This is a genomic window from Anderseniella sp. Alg231-50 (assembly GCF_900149695.1).
Classification (GTDB): Bacteria; Pseudomonadota; Alphaproteobacteria; order Rhizobiales; family Aestuariivirgaceae; genus Anderseniella.
This window is the reverse complement of record NZ_LT703006.1, coordinates 121,803-136,711: the sequence shown is the minus strand read 5'-3', so window position 1 is coordinate 136,711 and position 14,909 is coordinate 121,803. Positions and strand designations below refer to the sequence as shown.

The window sequence follows — 14,909 nt, the reverse complement described above, 5'->3', positions numbered from 1 at the left end:
ATCACTCGTCTCGGTCGATTTGACCAGTTGGATGACAATTTCAAGCCTGAAAGGAGGCTTATCATGGGTGCAATAGATACAATTTTGAATTCGATGCGGGGACACCACCTCAATCAGACAAATCATGCACCGGTGAAAACGCGTCCTGTATGGTTGGTTGTGTGGCGCTGGTACTGCCGGTGCATCGATTTCAACCGCTCGCGCCGGCAATTGCGAGATCTGTCAGACCATGAACTGGCTGATATCGGCATCAGCCGCGAACAGGCAATGACGGAAGCTGACCGCTGGCCCAAATTGAAACTGTAAGCTTAAAACTTCGGCTCGCCGAACCCGCCAGCATTTCACCCTCCGGCAGGTTCGGTTCCCTGAGGGCCTTTTGGCCCGGCGCTCCGGCCAGGAATTTCACCTGGCCGGAGCATTCGTGTTCGCAGACTGCGCCTTGGCCACAAACACCAGCCCGGCACAGATCAATGCCAGCAGGCAGAACACCAGGGTGATGTTGATTGCAACAATGGCGGCACCCAACCGGCTTACATCGAAAATTGGATATATGAAGGCACCTGTTGTCAGGCCCGCCATCATGATCACGCCGAGATAGATTGCCGGCCACGCCATCCATCTGGGAATGTCCGAGTAGTTTACGGCGCATTTGCCGGAGAGCTGCCACCACCACGCCAGATAGACGACAGGCGCCAGGTAATGCAGCAAAGCATCGGTCACGAGCATTGCCGGTGTCAGGGCGAGTTGTCCGCGAATTGCGGTTACATAGACAATCGCGACCAGCGCGATATGGGCGGCGAGCGCACTCCGCACTCCCGTCTGGCTGAAAAAGGCAGCTATCTTGCCGCGGCCTTTGGCCAGTGATGACCAGTACGCCGCAAGCAGCATCAGATTGGTGAGGATGGTCAGATACATCAACATGCCAAAGGCGGATCCAATCAGTCCCAGCCCCATTTGCCTGAAAAGCGGTTGAAAAAAGATGTACTGACCGGCGATAGCGACAATACCCAGGACTAACCCGAACCTGGCCAGCCATTGCGCGAATTCAGGGTGTGATGAACCTGACATAAAGCGCATTGCGCACCTACAGTGTGGTGTTTTTCAGGCCGCGGCCAGACCTTCAAACAGAGGCATGCAGTCGATTTTGCCATGCAGGGGCTCAATCATGTTCTCCGGATGAGGCATCATTCCGAGCACGTTGCCGGCAGCATTGACGATGCCTGCAATGTCGTTGATGGCCCCGTTGGGATTGGTGCCCTCGGCATAACGGAACACGACCCGGCCTTCGCCTTCGAGTTGGTTGAGGGTATTCGCATCAGCAAAGTAGTTGCCATCATGGTGAGCGACAGGGCAGGACACCACATCGCCCTTCTTCATCGTGCGGGAAAAGAAAGTGGCATCATTCTCGACGCTCAGGCGGACCTGCCTGCACACGAACTTGAGCCCTGCATTACGCATCAGGGCGCCGGGCAGAAGCCCTGCTTCGGTGAGGATCTGAAAGCCGTTGCACACGCCAAGTACCAGGCCGCCGCGGTTGGCATGATCGATGATCGACTTCATCACCGGAGAGCGTCCGGCAATTGCGCCGCAGCGCAGATAGTCGCCGTAGGAAAACCCGCCGGGAACGGCAACAAGATCGGTACCGGCCGGCAAGCTGGTTTCCGTATGCCAAACTCTGGTTACGCTGGCACCGGCGCCATTTTCAAGCGCCCGGGCCATATCGTTTTCGCGATTGATCCCCGGAAAAACAATGACCGCCGCCTTCATTGCGTTACTTCCTTTGGTTTTACCTGAATGGATGCAAGGTAACGGGAAAACTCGTTGATCTGATCATCGGTAAGATCGCGCGAATTGCGGGCAACGCCAGCTATCAGGAGGCCATCCGTCACAAACGAGGCGGAATAGTAGAACATTGTTCTCAGCGAGCTTTCCGCCACCATTGAGCAGACAGGGATCATGTTGATCTGCGGTTTGCGTCCGGGCGACAGGCGAAGCCCGCTTTTCTTCAGTGACTGGGACAGACCGCGCAGGAGGCCGCACGGGTTCGGCATTTTCTGGCCTTTGGCCCCGGGGGCGATCTTGACCTGTATCAGGCCGCTCTTGCCGTCCGGTTGAATGTTGAACTTCTGGTCCAGGGAAACCTGACCTTCAGAGGCCAATTGCCAATTGGCAAACGGTTCGGCCACGACATCGTAGGGTTTGCCGCCGATTTTCATGGTTATTTCAAGCTTGCGGGTGTCAACCGCATCTGCCGGCGACCATGTCAAAGAGATTGCCGCAAGTGCCGGCAACAGGCTTTTTACGAAGTTCACTCGACCTCCACGCGGTAATTTTCAATCACCGTATTGGACAACAGTTTTTCGCACATGGCCTCGACTGTAGCCTGTGCTTCATCAGAATTTGCTGCGTCAACATCCAGCTCGATGAATTTTCCCTGGCGCACATTTTCCACGCCGGAAAACCCGAGACTGGTCAGCGCGCCTTCTATGGCCTTGCCTTGCGGGTCAAGCACGCCGTTTTTGAGTGTAATGATAACCTTGGCTTTCATGCGGCATTAGATCCTTCGGATTGTGCAGATAAGGCGCGTACGGGCAGTCAGGATTTGACCAGTGTCGGTTTGGATGGTTTTCCCTGGTCGTTTTCATTCAGAATGCCGAGCCGGCGGGCAACTTCCTGATAGGCTTCCACCAGGCCGCCCAAATCGCGCCGAAAGCGGTCCTTGTCCATCTTTTCGCTGGTTTTCATATCCCACAGCCGGCATGAATCCGGACTGATCTCGTCGGCAAGTATGGTGCGCACCAGATCGCCCTCATACTGGCGGCCAAACTCGATCTTGAAGTCGACAAGCTTGATACCGATGGCAGCGAACATGCCGGACATGAAATCGTTGATGCGGATGGTCATGGCCATGATGTCGTCTATTTCCTGCGGGCTGGCCCAGCCAAATGCAGTGATGTGCTCTTCTGCTATGAGCGGATCGCCCAACTCGTCGTTCTTGTAACAGAACTCGATGATGGAGCGCGGCAATGCCGTACCTTCCTCAATGCCGAGGCGTTTCGCCATGGAACCGGCGGCGATGTTGCGCACAATGACTTCAAGAGGAATGATTTCCACCTCGCGAACAAGCTGTTCACGCATGTTGAGCCGCTTGACGAAATGAGTCGGCAAGCCCAGGTCGTTCAGGCGCTCGAATATGAATTCCGAAATCCGGTTGTTCAGAACGCCTTTGCCCTCGATGACTGCCTTCTTCTCGGCGTTGAAGGCGGTGGCGTCATCCTTGAAATGGACAACCACCGTGCCGGGTTCCGGACCCTCATACAGGATCTTTGCCTTGCCTTCATAAATGCGTCTGCGGCGCTGGTTCATTTAGAAATTCCCTGATGGCTGCAAAAACGGCTTAAACCGTTTACGCCTAAAGCCATTCTCTAGACCAGATGGAGTACGGGTACAATGGAAGTGGGTGATTCCCTTGCCGGTTTCAAACAGTATTTATATTTTCCGGGTTTATGCTGCGCAATGCCGCACAACACGTATTGAAGCTGCCACGGCGATTGTCTATGTCTTGAAGAACACTAAATATCAGGCGCTTACAACGGAGCACATATACGGATGAGCAATTTCGACAATCGGCAAAAAGGCTTCGAAGGCAAATTTGCCCATGACCAGGAACTTCAGTTCAAGGCAACGGCGCGGCGCAACAAGCTTCTGGGCCTGTGGGCTGCAGGCCTGATGGGCAAGTCCGGCGATGAGGCCGATGCTTATGCGAAGGACGTCATCAAGGCCGATTTTGAGGAAGCGGGCGACGATGATGTGTTTCGCAAGGTAAGAGAGGACTTCGATGCCGCCGGGGTAGAGCAGTCCGACCATCAGATTCGCCGCCACATGGACGATTTGATGGCGGAGGCTATCACCCAGCTTGAAAACGAAGGCTAGGCTTTGGCGTTTTCCCACCTGTTATCGCTGAAGACACGCCTGGCCGAGGCTGACGACGGCCCGGTATATGTAACCTGGTGCCAGATGCCCGGCGAAGGCCAGGCGGCTGCGATGGTGCGCGGCGGGTTTGCCGGTGTCCTGGCTGACATGCAGCACGGTTTCTTCAGTTATGACGAGATGCGCCTTGTGGTGCAGGCCACAGGACGCGCCGGCGGCATTCCCATGATGCGTCCGCCGCTGGATGATTTCGGCATGGCGGCACGGGCGCTTGATGCAGGGGCTGCGGTGATCATCGCGCCGATGATCAACACCGTGAACGATGCCGTCCGTCTGGTGGACGCGACCAGGTATCCGCCGCTTGCCTCGCGCAGCTTCGGGCCGGCACAGGCACTTGAGCTGTGGGGTATGGATGGGCAATCCTATCTGAGCGCCGCCAATGATCTGACCTGTGTGCTGGCCATGGTCGAGACGGTGGAAGCGATCTCCAACCTTGACGACATTCTCGGCGTGGATGGCATCGACGGCGTGTTTGTCGGGCCTTATGACCTGTCGATAAACCTGTCAGGCGGCAAGGTGGGCGGCGCCAATGATCCGGACGTGATCGACGCCTTGCCGAAAATTGTCGCGAGCGCGCGCAAGCATGGAAAGATATCCGGCATTTATGCGTCCGGCGCCGAGCAGGCAAAAGGCTTTGCGGCCCTGGGGTTCAACCTGGTGTCGGCCACGAGCGATGCAGGTCTGATTGCGGCCGGCGCCGGGGCAGTGCTGGGTGATATCTAGATATCCGGCCGGCAGTTGCCTGGCGCGCAAAGCAACCGCGAGGTGAATCCGCCCATGTTTCACATGTTGTCCTGCTTCAACCTGAAACCGGAGTTTCAACTGGCTGACTTCCGCAAGGCGTTTGCGGATTTTGCGGTGCACCTGCAGGAACTGGATCTTGTTGAAAGCGCCAGCCCGGTCGGCATCAGGCAGGACGATACCATTCTCGATACCGACAGCGAACGAAACCATCACTATTTCTCGATCATGAGCTTTCGAGACCGCGCGCAGGCAGATGCCGCGGTGGATTACATCGCACTGAACGGCATGTCTGCGGATGCGACCCACCACATTGCCTATGCAATGGTCGATGACCCGGTTTTCATCTGCTGGCAGGACAGTTGAACCTTGGCCAGGTCCACGGTTGCCGTGTCTCAAACGTCAGCAAACGACCCGGGCCTGTCAAACATGGCCATCTGCAGACTGCGCGCGATCCTCTGTGCCCGCTCCATGAAATAATCCGCTGCCTGCGGGGTAGGGGCGGTGTCGGCCAGGGTTTGCCTGAACAGGTCCAGCCATATGGTGAAATGGTCCTGCTGAACTTGTGTGAGCTTTTGATGTGCAGGAACAGGCTTGCCGCTGTAATGGCCGGTGTTTCTGGCAACTGAAGACCAGAACTGTTTCATCTTTTCCAGATGCGGTTGCCAGTTGCAGCCGATTGCGTCTGCAAAAATCGGCCCCAGCACCTCGTGGCTGCGGATACGATCATAGAAGGTGTCGACCAGAACCGAGATATAGTCCTCATCGATGCCGATTTTGAGCGCCTCTCGCTGGACATGTTCGCGATGACGTTGCGCGGGAGATTGTTCCTGGTCTGGCATGGGGTGTACGCACTCTGTTTGCATGGCTGATCGCCTACTTGTCTTTAAAAGATGTATTTTATATGCATCATAAAGCACGACGATTCAATACATGCATTTTAGATATATATTATAAACCATTGTGATCTTGGCCCTGCAGCTGCGGGGTGCGGATTTCTGAACTGCATCAACCAACCTGACGGAAGCTTGCAGTGCCGGCTCTACGCTGCTGCGGGTGGTACAAGGTCTCGTATCGCCTGCGGAATTATCTTCACCACCAGCGCGCGCAAGTGTGACCAGCCGGCGCTCAGCAAGAGCAGGAAGACGCCAATAGCCAGTGCAGTGATGCCTGAGCTGTAATCCTGGAAACCTGAACTGGCGATGAGGGTGCTGGCGGCATAGAGTACGTAGATCAGGGACGATACCAGAAGGGCGCGCCTGTCGATGATCAGGGCGAGCAGTCCAAATGCCACATAAAATGCCAGCACTGCGCCGGCTTGGGCGCTGCTCAGGCTGCCGGTCAGGATGCCAAGCATTGTAAACAGGCCGTGCACAATCAGGGGTGCGGCCAGCATGTGCAGCCAGAACGCGATGTCGGCCTTGCGTGTCAGCCGTTGCCGATCCCGGGTGTCGAACAACATGGCGACCGCCAGGGTCACCAGTCCACCCGCCAACATCACCACAGACGGAGTGCTGTCCAGGCCGAACAGTGCCATGGCAAAGACGACAAGCGCAGCCATGCCGGCTGCGACGGTGATCGGCACGTGGAAGCGCAGCCAGTGGGCGCCTGCAGCCACTGCTGCGGCAATGGCGCCACCAGCCGTAGCGGTATCATCGCTGCTCGCGGAAAGACTCAACAGCTCACCGGCGGCGAAAAAGACACCGATGACAAATGTGCCGAGCAGGACAATGCTGGGAAACGCCATGCGGCGACGGCGGGTGAAGTACTCCGCCATTGCCCAGCTGCCTGCCGCTATGGCGAGCATCGAAACCGTTTCTGAAATTCCTGACAGCAGGCTGTTCAGGGCAAACAGCACCAGTGCAATGGCGATGGTGACGAAAACATCGTTGAAACTGCGGATGAACCGGAAAGATTCCTCGTCTGGCCGTGATGGCGACTGCCTCGACTGCGCAACGAATGCCAACAGCGCCTGTGCATGTTGCTGAGGCAGCACACCGGCGGCGACTGCATCTTTGACGTCGTCCGTCGTAATTGTGTCCAGTCGTTGATCTTTTTCCAAGGTCTGTGTTCCTGATTCCAAGAACCTTCACCTGACGGATTGCGAGGCCTGCGGTCAAGGGATGTGCAGGCACCTGCCGCCATGTGTCGCGCTCAACATGGCCCGGTTTGAAAATCAGATACCGGCCTTGGTGAGAATTACCACATAGCGGTTGTGCGCGTTGAACTAGAACAGGGCTGTTGTCTGGGGGGTGCAAACCAACACCGAGAACAACAAGGACCAAACTGATGTCGATGGCGACACTGTTCCGAAACCGCAGCCGAAATGAGTCTGTTTCCGTAACCCATGGCCAGAAAGTGTTCGCGATCCTGTCAGGCAAGGGCGCTGAAATGGCGTTGTTGGCAGACCGTTTCCGGCGCAAGGCAAATGCCGGAACCGGCTATCTCGACACCAGCCATCTCAATGACCACGTGCTCAGGGATATTGGTCTGGAACGCTCCGACCTCACGAAACCGGGATAAGCCGGACCATTTGCCGATAAGACCCTGGCGGCAGTTGTCGTCGTCACCGGCAGGTAATAATCAGCAGTCATCGCAATTCTCTTTTACCAGGCGTCATCACCGCATATGGTGCTGTGGAAACGAGTCTGCAGCGAACACCTGACCGGGAGAAAACGGGATGCAAATACGTATTATGTCACTGGTTGCCGGGTTGATATTTACCATTGGTGCGATGGTTTCAGGTCAGCTCCCGGCCATAGCCGCCGAGCCCGCGCAACTCACAGTCATCGGCAAGATTGAAAATTCAAACCGGCCCCGGTTTGACCCGTTCCCGGATGCATTTTTCAAGTTTCGCGAAAAGGAGTTTTCAAAGGCGTTTGAGTTCACCTATGCCGATCTTGCCGCATTGCCCCAGGTGACGGTCAAAGCCAAAGCTGAGGAATGGCCCGCAGCGCTCAGTGCAACAGGCCCGGCGCTTGGTGACGTCATGAAAGCAGCAGGTGCGGCACCAGATGCCAAGTTGTCGGTTGTGGCACTGGACGGCTACACGATTGAGTTCGAAGCGGCTGACCGGCAGGCCCAGAACTGGATTCTGGCGATCGCAGTCGACGGCAAGCCGATCGGCATCGGCGGACGCGGGCCGGCATGGCTGATGCATGATACAGCCGGCAAGACCGTCAACTCAGATGTCGAGGGGCGCTGGGTCTGGTCGGTGTTCGTGATTGCTGTCGAGTAGGCATCCCATACTGCATGTCCATTGACGTGTTTGCCTGTATGAGGTCATGATTGGCTGGTGTTAGTGTTTTATCCACCTGCCAAGGCCCGCCATCTCCATGACATCAGAAAATCCCGACAGCCTGTCCCGCGACAAGGCCATTGACCGTCTGGTTGAGGTCAGTCTTGCCGCCGCGCCGGTTTCGCAGATGACCGACAAGTATTTCACCAATACCCGCATGGTGGTTGAGGCCAATGGCGATGTGGATGTGACCTATGCGGTGTTCCTGCGACGGCGCTGCATTGCAGCGCTTGAGCCGGCAGAACGGCTGATCAAGGCGATCGTGCCGGAAGCCGCTGTTACAAGATTTTATACCGATGGCGACATTGTGCCTGCCGAGCGCAAGCTGATGGAAGTGCGCGGGCCGATGGCCAAATTGTCTGAAGTGGAAACGCTGCTGTTGCAGAAAACCGGCTTCCCGTCAGTGTCTGCCGTCAACGCCTATGAAATGTGCATGGCCCTGCCGGGGGCTTCGTTCATGGATATGCACGCCCGCCATGGTTCCGGCATCGACATGAACATGCTGGCAGCCTATGGCGCGTCGGTGGGGTCTGCCGCGGCGCGCAAGGCCAACAAGGATGTCAAAGGCTTTGTCGGCTCGTCCCAGGATGTCACCGCGCCGATGTTTGGGGCAAAGGCCGGTATCGGTACCATGCCGCATGCGCTGGTCGGCTATGCCGATGGTGACGTTCTGAAAGCTACGCAGATGTTTAACGAGCGCCTGCCGCAGATAACCCATCTGGTGGCGCTGGTTGATTTCAACGGCAAGGAAATTACCGACAGCCTGCGAACGGCGGACTGGTTCTTCAACGAGGCAAAGCTGGACAAGCAGGGCAAGTCTCTGGGGGTGCGGCTGGATACCCATGGTGGCCGGTTTGCCGAAGGGCTTGATTACGACAAGTCGATAGACACGGTCGGACACTGGCTGGACGTGGATGGCGAGTACAATATCGTGGAGCATGTTCTGGGTCCGCGCGCCATGCAACTGGATCCCGGCAACATTCTCGTCGACAAGGTGCGCCGGGTTCTCTTCGGCTCCGGTGTGTCGGTTGCAAACATCATTCGTACGCGCGAGCAGCTTGATGAATCCGGATTCAACAAGGCGCAAATTGTTGCGTCTTCAGGTTTCAGCCCGCAGAAATGCCAGATCATGGGGGCGGCCCGGGCCCCCGTCGACACCGTCGGAACCGGCAGTTTCCTGCCTGCCACCTTGACCGAAACCTATGCCACTGCGGACATAATCGCCTATAACGGCGAACCGCGAGTCAAGCTCGGACGGGAGTTTCTGTTCGAACGGCATGATAGCTGATCGGATTCGCGAAGCCGGGCTGCCGGCTGATCAATTTTTCAGAATCTCGTTGAGGAAGACTGTACAAGTCGCCGGCGTTTATGTTTCCCTAGAGATAGGTAGAGGCACCAACTTAGAGGCGTAAGTATGAGTAAAACCATCCGTATATTGCTGAATAGACTGTCTGCAGTCATGGTTATTGCAGGCTTCATGGTTGCGGTTACTGGAACGGCAACGCGGGCTGATGTGGTTGCGCGCGTGGATTTGTCCTCGCAAACCATGCACGTGAAAGTCAACGGCAGGACCTATGCCCGGTGGAAGATTTCTTCCGGCCGTAAAGGGTTCCGTACCCCGACCGGCACGTGGCGTCCAAAGTGGACCACCAAGATGCACTATTCCCGCAAATATGATTATTCGCCGATGCCGTATTCGGTGTTCTATCATCGCGGCTATGCGGTGCACGGCACCAACTATGTCCGGCGTCTCGGCCGCCCGGCATCACATGGCTGTATTCGCCTGCGCACCGCCAATGCCCGGAAATTCTACAATCTGGTCAAACGGCACGGCCGCCGGAATACCGTGATCAAGGTGAGATACTGATCCGCAGCTTGCCGATTGAATTGGGAATAAGAGCCCCGCAACCGTCATGGACGATTGCGGGGTTTTTCTTTGCCGGCAAATGCAAAGTTCACGTAAACTCCCGCCATGAATGACGCTCCTTCGGAAAAACCGGGTCCCTGGTCTCCGGGTATCAGTTCTGCGATCCCGGAACGGTATTTGCCGCTGGCCACGATCTATCGTTCGGAGAATGTTTTCACCTCTTTGCAGCAGGCGCGCGAGCTGGCTGACTTTACCGGGCTTGCGCCCCATTCGCTGGTGGCGTTTCGCCCCGAACGGTTGATTGTGCATGAGGTGTTGATCCGCGTGATGGCGGAACTGTCGGTTCCCGACGGCAAGGTCTATGAGGATCTCGGCATTAACTTCCGTCGCATGGTCGGTATCATAGTGTCGAAATATGTGGCACCGGAGCGGACCGCTATCGTTGCGGCGTTTGACGGGCTTTGCGACAGGGCCAGACAGGTGTTTGACGCGCAGATTGAAGCGGCACTTTCCCCAGCCTCCGCCATCGCAAAGCCTGCCGGACAGGGTGGCTGGCTGTCCCGGCTGATCGGGCGGACGCAAACCGGCGCGGCTGCATCAGACCCGGCACAAAACCGTGAAAGCCGTGAAGACGAACTGGCCACCCGATGGCTGGCCGCTGCAACCGCTTCGGATGACCCGGCAGAAGCAGCCGCCTATCAGTCACTGGCGCAGACACTTGCTGCCATTGTCGGCAAAAGAGGGAGGCTGGTGGGAGACGCCGAGCTCCTGACCGGGCTTGCCATGCGGGATTTCAGCAATGGCTATGGCAGCAAATTCATTGGCGACCGGCTTACCGCACTGGTCCACAGAGCAGCCCGGGCGGAAGGTTTCAAGATTCTGCCGGCTCAGAAAAAACCGGTCATCATGAATGTGAAGGGTGCATCTGCCGCCGGCAAGAGCACGCTGCGGCCGCAGCAAAAACATCTGGCGGAAGTGCTTGGCCTCGACTGGACGGATTTTGCCCTGATCAGCCCCGACATCTTTCGCAAATACCTGCTGGACTATGCGTCTCTCGATGAGGCGATCCGCTATGCAGGCTCGTTGACCGGCCATGAACTGGAAATTGTCGACCTGAAGCTTGATGACTACATGGCGGCCAAAGCCGCGCGCGGAGACATGCCGCACCTGCTGATTGACCGGTTCCGCTTCGACAGTTTTTCGCCGCAGGCCAATGAAGCGCAGGGCGGCCGGCTGCTGACCCGGTTTGGAGACGTCGTGTACATGTTTTTCGTCATCACGCCGCCGGCAGAAACCGTGGAACGCGCCTGGCTGCGGGGGCAGCAGGTTGGCCGCTACAAGGCGGTGGATGATCTTTTGTATCATAACATCGAAGCGTTTTCGGGGATGCCGGGCCTGTTTTTCACCTGGGCGCTGCGCGAGGGAAAACAGGTGCACTACGAGTTCCTCGACAATTCGGTGAAAAAAGGTGACAGGCCGCGCACAGTTGCATTTGGCATTAATGGCCAAATCAACATTTTCGACATCCCGGCCATGCTGAATGTGGACCGCTACAAACGGGTCAATGTAGACGCCGGATCGCGCGACGAGGTGTTTCTGTCACAAGATGACATGTCGCCGGAGCGCAATACAGGTTTTCTGAAGGAGTGTTTCCGCAGGCTGGATGCAGTCAGGCTGGCTGACCAGGCAACCGGCGAGGTCTATGCCTGGATAGAGCAGGGAGCGGCGGTTGCGGTCAACCATGTTGCGCTCAGGCATGCGCTTCGCAGTGCGGACGTGCGCGAGGCGCTGGCCGTCGTCATGCCGGCCCTGATCGACGATGCAGAAGGCCTTGAGCAGCGATGTTCAGAGCTCGATAGTGACGATCCCCACACGCTGGGCGCCTGGGGCGGCAGAACCTGATCTAGCCAAAAACGCGGGCGAAAATCGTGTCGACATGCTTGGTGTGGTAGCCCATGTCGAACAGGGCCTCCAGATCAGCATCGGACAGGGCCTTCTTCACATCCGCGTCGGCTTTCAGCAGGTCCAGGAAATTGCCTTCACCGCGCCACACCGGCATGGCGTTGCGCTGTACCAGGCGATAGCTGTCTTCCCGGCTGACGCCGTTCTGGGTCAGGGCCAGCAGCACACGCTGCGAATGCACCAGCCCGCCGAGCCTGTCGAGATTGGCCTGCATGTTGTCGGGATAGACCAGCAGCTTGTCGATGACACCGGTCAGCCGGCGCAGGGCAAAATCGAGATGCACCGTGGCATCCGGTCCGATGCCGCGCTCGACAGACGAATGCGAGATGTCGCGCTCATGCCACAGCGCCACGTTTTCCATGGCCGGCATGGCGGCAGAGCGCACCAGGCGGGCGAGGCCTGTCAGGTTTTCGGTCAGCACGGGATTACGCTTGTGCGGCATGGCCGACGAGCCTTTCTGACCGGCGGAGAAGAATTCTTCCACTTCGAGAACTTCTGTGCGCTGCAGGTGTCGCACCTCGGTGGCCAGGCGCTCGACTGAAGATGCGATGACACCCAGCACCGAGAAATACATGGCATGCCGGTCGCGCGGGATCACCTGCGTCGACACCGGTTCGATTGCAAGCCCCATGGACTTTGCCACATGTTCCTCGACGGCCGGGTCGATATTGGCAAAGGTGCCGACCGCGCCGGAAATGGCACAGGTTGCAACTTCCTTGCGGGCAAATTCCAGGCGCTCCCTGCAACGTGCAAACTCGGCGTATGCCTGGGCCAGCTTCAGGCCGAACGTGGTTGGTTCGGCATGAATGGCGTGACTGCGTCCGATGGTCAGCGTGTCCTTGTGTTCCAGCGCGCGCTTCTTCAGGGCGGTCAGCAGCAGGTCCATGTCTTCCAGCAACAGGTCCGCCGCGCGGACCAGTTGCACGTTGAAGCAGGTGTCGAGCACATCGGACGATGTCATGCCCTGGTGCACGAAGCGCGCTTCGGGACCGACGATCTCCGACAGATGGGTGAGGAAGGCGATAACGTCGTGTTTTACTTCCGCTTCGATTGCGTCGATGCGGGAAACGTCGAACTCCGCATCACGCGCCTTGTCCCAGACGGTTTTTGCAGCCTCGGCCGGGATGACACCCAGTTCCGCCTGTGCGTCTGCGGCATGAGCCTCGATTTCAAACCAGATGCGGAATTTCTGTTCGGGTGACCAGATGGCGGCCATTTCCGGCCTTGTGTAACGCGGGATCATGCTTGAGCTGCTTTCGATGGATTCAGGAAGTCGCAGATGCTCTAGCAGAGCAGTTGCCGACACTCAACACACCGGCGCAGGTTATCTCCAGGAAGGCAGCTTCACCGGTACTGCAATAAAGCGTGCGTCGCGGCCCTCGAAGCCGAATGTCAGCTTGTGGACCAGCACGACGACGCGGGCATTTTCACTTTCACCAAATGCAATGACGTCCGCCAGCTTGTAGCTTTCCGGACAGCCCCGGCTCTTCGGCAATCTCTCGTCACGGTACAATTCGACCGCTTCTTCCTTGCCTTCAATCTTTGCCGACAAGGCAAAGCCCCGCACCGGGCTGAACGGTTTACACTCACCTGGTTGTTCGATGTCGATCTCGGTGAGCTGCACTGTCCACAAGGTGGACAGGTTATGGAAGCGCTTGAACGTCATTGCATGGGGCGAGGTCACGCGCTCTCCCACGGCATTGCTGGCCAGCAGTTTTGCCGGCTGCACCGTGCCGTATTTTTCTATAAGGGGTGCTGCTTCGGTAAGCGCCTGGTGGCGGGCTGTGTGGGCGGTGGCGTTTTCATCGCGCACGATCACCCGGATCGGAGAACCCTTGACCCACTTATCCGTCTTGAGATTGATGATGTAAATGTCGGCATAGGGAAAGCCCGAGCCGTCCTGCACGCCATATTCCTCGAAGGCAAAATGCCTGCCGTCCATGGAAAAGCCGATTATCGCGCGATCAGACGCGTCCGCAGCCACGGCCAGCGGAGCACTGACCGCGAGGTGCGCAGCAACAGCGATAATGAGCAACAGGAATCTCATGGCCGCAGTATGTACGAGTTTGTCCGGGGTTGCGAGACAGTCATTTGATTGTGGTTAGCATTGCCGCATTACAGCCGTTGCGGCAACAAATGAAGATAGAGCGGCCGCAGCAGCATGGGCAGGCAGTAGATCGGGAACTGCAGCATGGCGAAGAACAGCCATGCATCGTCAGGAGCAGCTGACCCGAGCACACTCATCACCACGGCGATGTTGCGCCCCGAATGCGAATACCCGAATGTGTAGGCGCGTTGCCGGCCGGTCAGCCAGAAGGCGGCGACGGTGATCAGGTTGAGCCCGATGTGCAGTCCGGTTGCCAGAACCGCTAGGCCGAGCGCGTAGGCGGGCTGGGCGATGACGCGGGCGGGAATGCCGTCCATCAGGGCGATTGCAAACACCACCATGATGATGACGTTCAGACCGTCGAAAATGCCTGATGACGCTTTGCGGCGTTCGGCACCCAGCCAGGAGCGCAAGCCCCATGCCGCCAGCGACGAGCCGCCGATCAGGCCGGCCAGCCGGACGGCGAGATCAAGGCCTGATATGGCGATTGCACCTTCGGCGAAAATCTCGGTAAACAGCGGCGTAATGATCGGGTGAAGCGCTGTGGAGGCAAAAATGGTGGCGACTGTCAGGGCGCCGTCCAGCCCCATGATAAACGCCAGCGCCGCGGCGCCGAAATTGGGCGGTGATGTTGCATAGATGATCAGCACGGCGTTGACGCCGGGCGATTGCGGAAACACATGAAGCACGGCAATGAACAGGGCCGGCATGGCCACGAACGCCCACACCAGTGACCAGAGGAACACCCGCGGTTTACGCAGGTGTGCCAGTGCATGCTGGATTTCCAGTCTCGACAGGACCACCGCCAACATCAGGAACACACACACCGCCAGGGTCGGACGCAGCAGTTCGGCCAGTGGCTGGAACAGGCATCCGATGACAATGCCCAGCGGCATCAGCAAGGTTCCGTAACGCCCGATCCATTCGAGGCTGGCCCGGATCAT

19 protein-coding genes are annotated in these 14,909 nt (G+C 57.6%); 9 read left to right on the top strand and 10 right to left on the bottom strand.

The genetic code is table 11. The features are described 5' to 3' along the window. The first annotated feature begins 63 nt into the window (after positions 1–63). Positions 64–306 carry a DUF1127 domain-containing protein gene (locus DHN55_RS18800; RefSeq protein WP_337660535.1) on the top strand — a complete coding sequence of 81 codons (243 nt, stop codon included), beginning with the start codon at positions 64–66 and terminating at the stop codon, positions 304–306. A 96-nt stretch (positions 307–402) separates the two neighbouring features. Here the strand turns inward: DHN55_RS18800 and DHN55_RS18795 are convergent, their stop codons facing one another. The 5 genes from DHN55_RS18795 to purC are packed head-to-tail and all read right to left on the bottom strand — an operon-like array spanning position 403 to position 3,366. Then, positions 403–1,068, bottom strand: a complete 666-nt coding sequence (locus tag DHN55_RS18795; protein ID WP_337660534.1) for a Pr6Pr family membrane protein — start codon at positions 1,066–1,068, stop codon at positions 403–405. Positions 1,069–1,101: 33 nt separating this feature from the next. Beyond that, on the bottom strand, positions 1,102–1,767 hold the full coding sequence (purQ, locus tag DHN55_RS18790; protein ID WP_108883087.1) for a phosphoribosylformylglycinamidine synthase subunit PurQ: 666 nt from the start codon (positions 1,765–1,767) through the stop codon (positions 1,102–1,104). After that, complete coding sequence (locus DHN55_RS18785) at positions 1,764–2,312, bottom strand: hypothetical protein (RefSeq protein ID WP_108883086.1); 549 nt, start codon at positions 2,310–2,312, stop codon at positions 1,764–1,766. Before DHN55_RS18785 ends, purQ begins: the two co-directional genes overlap by 4 nt. Then, a complete protein-coding gene (gene purS / locus DHN55_RS18780) occupies positions 2,309–2,548 on the bottom strand; it encodes a phosphoribosylformylglycinamidine synthase subunit PurS (protein WP_108883085.1) in 240 nt (79 codons plus the stop codon). Before purS ends, DHN55_RS18785 begins: the two co-directional genes overlap by 4 nt. Before the next feature lie 47 nt (positions 2,549–2,595). After that, the gene (gene purC, locus DHN55_RS18775; protein ID WP_108883084.1) at positions 2,596–3,366 is read right to left on the bottom strand and encodes a phosphoribosylaminoimidazolesuccinocarboxamide synthase; all 771 of its coding nucleotides are present in this window, start codon (positions 3,364–3,366) and stop codon (positions 2,596–2,598) included. 243 nt (positions 3,367–3,609) lie between these two features. On the opposite strand from purC, the gene DHN55_RS18770 reads away from it, so the two are divergent. The 3 genes from DHN55_RS18770 to DHN55_RS18760 are packed head-to-tail and all read left to right on the top strand — an operon-like array spanning position 3,610 to position 5,097. Then, a complete protein-coding gene (locus DHN55_RS18770; RefSeq protein WP_108883083.1) occupies positions 3,610–3,933 on the top strand; it encodes an ATPase inhibitor subunit zeta in 324 nt (107 codons plus the stop codon). Between the two features lie 3 nt (positions 3,934–3,936). Then, the gene (locus DHN55_RS18765; RefSeq protein ID WP_108883082.1) at positions 3,937–4,713 is read left to right on the top strand and encodes an aldolase/citrate lyase family protein; all 777 of its coding nucleotides are present in this window, start codon (positions 3,937–3,939) and stop codon (positions 4,711–4,713) included. Positions 4,714–4,767: 54 nt separating this feature from the next. Next, complete coding sequence (locus DHN55_RS18760) at positions 4,768–5,097, top strand: hypothetical protein (RefSeq protein ID WP_108883081.1); 330 nt, start codon at positions 4,768–4,770, stop codon at positions 5,095–5,097. A gap of 29 nt (positions 5,098–5,126) precedes the next feature. Here DHN55_RS18760 and DHN55_RS18755 read toward each other — a convergent pair whose 3' ends face one another. Together DHN55_RS18755 and DHN55_RS18750 are read right to left on the bottom strand one after the other, a co-directional pair. Next, the gene (locus DHN55_RS18755) at positions 5,127–5,573 is read right to left on the bottom strand and encodes a globin domain-containing protein (protein WP_108883080.1); all 447 of its coding nucleotides are present in this window, start codon (positions 5,571–5,573) and stop codon (positions 5,127–5,129) included. A gap of 200 nt (positions 5,574–5,773) precedes the next feature. Then, a complete protein-coding gene (locus DHN55_RS18750; protein ID WP_337660533.1) occupies positions 5,774–6,793 on the bottom strand; it encodes a hypothetical protein in 1,020 nt (339 codons plus the stop codon). 227 nt (positions 6,794–7,020) lie between these two features. Between DHN55_RS18750 and DHN55_RS18745 the strand changes: the two genes are divergently transcribed. The 5 genes from DHN55_RS18745 (at position 7,021) to DHN55_RS18725 (ending at position 11,798) form a co-directional block, all read left to right on the top strand. After that, positions 7,021–7,254: a DUF1127 domain-containing protein gene (locus DHN55_RS18745; protein ID WP_108883079.1), complete on the top strand. Its 234-nt coding sequence runs from the start codon at positions 7,021–7,023 to the stop codon at positions 7,252–7,254. Between the two features lie 157 nt (positions 7,255–7,411). Continuing rightward, positions 7,412–7,969: a hypothetical protein gene (locus tag DHN55_RS18740; protein ID WP_337660532.1), complete on the top strand. Its 558-nt coding sequence runs from the start codon at positions 7,412–7,414 to the stop codon at positions 7,967–7,969. Positions 7,970–8,066: 97 nt separating this feature from the next. Continuing rightward, the gene (locus DHN55_RS18735) at positions 8,067–9,317 is read left to right on the top strand and encodes a nicotinate phosphoribosyltransferase (protein ID WP_108883078.1); all 1,251 of its coding nucleotides are present in this window, start codon (positions 8,067–8,069) and stop codon (positions 9,315–9,317) included. 126 nt (positions 9,318–9,443) lie between these two features. Beyond that, the gene (locus DHN55_RS18730; RefSeq protein ID WP_337660531.1) at positions 9,444–9,896 is read left to right on the top strand and encodes a L,D-transpeptidase; all 453 of its coding nucleotides are present in this window, start codon (positions 9,444–9,446) and stop codon (positions 9,894–9,896) included. 105 nt (positions 9,897–10,001) lie between these two features. Beyond that, positions 10,002–11,798 carry a hypothetical protein gene (locus DHN55_RS18725; RefSeq protein ID WP_108883076.1) on the top strand — a complete coding sequence of 599 codons (1,797 nt, stop codon included), beginning with the start codon at positions 10,002–10,004 and terminating at the stop codon, positions 11,796–11,798. Between the two features lies 1 nt (position 11,799). On the opposite strand, the gene purB is transcribed toward DHN55_RS18725, so the two are convergent. The 3 genes from purB to DHN55_RS18710 form a co-directional block, all read right to left on the bottom strand. Next, on the bottom strand, positions 11,800–13,101 hold the full coding sequence (gene purB, locus DHN55_RS18720; protein WP_108883075.1) for an adenylosuccinate lyase: 1,302 nt from the start codon (positions 13,099–13,101) through the stop codon (positions 11,800–11,802). Positions 13,102–13,182: 81 nt separating this feature from the next. After that, positions 13,183–13,893, bottom strand: coding sequence for a DUF2259 domain-containing protein (locus DHN55_RS18715; RefSeq protein WP_337660530.1), 711 nt, complete (start codon positions 13,891–13,893; stop codon positions 13,183–13,185). Positions 13,894–13,973: 80 nt separating this feature from the next. Next, positions 13,974–14,909: a hypothetical protein gene (locus DHN55_RS18710; RefSeq protein ID WP_108883073.1), complete on the bottom strand. Its 936-nt coding sequence runs from the start codon at positions 14,907–14,909 to the stop codon at positions 13,974–13,976.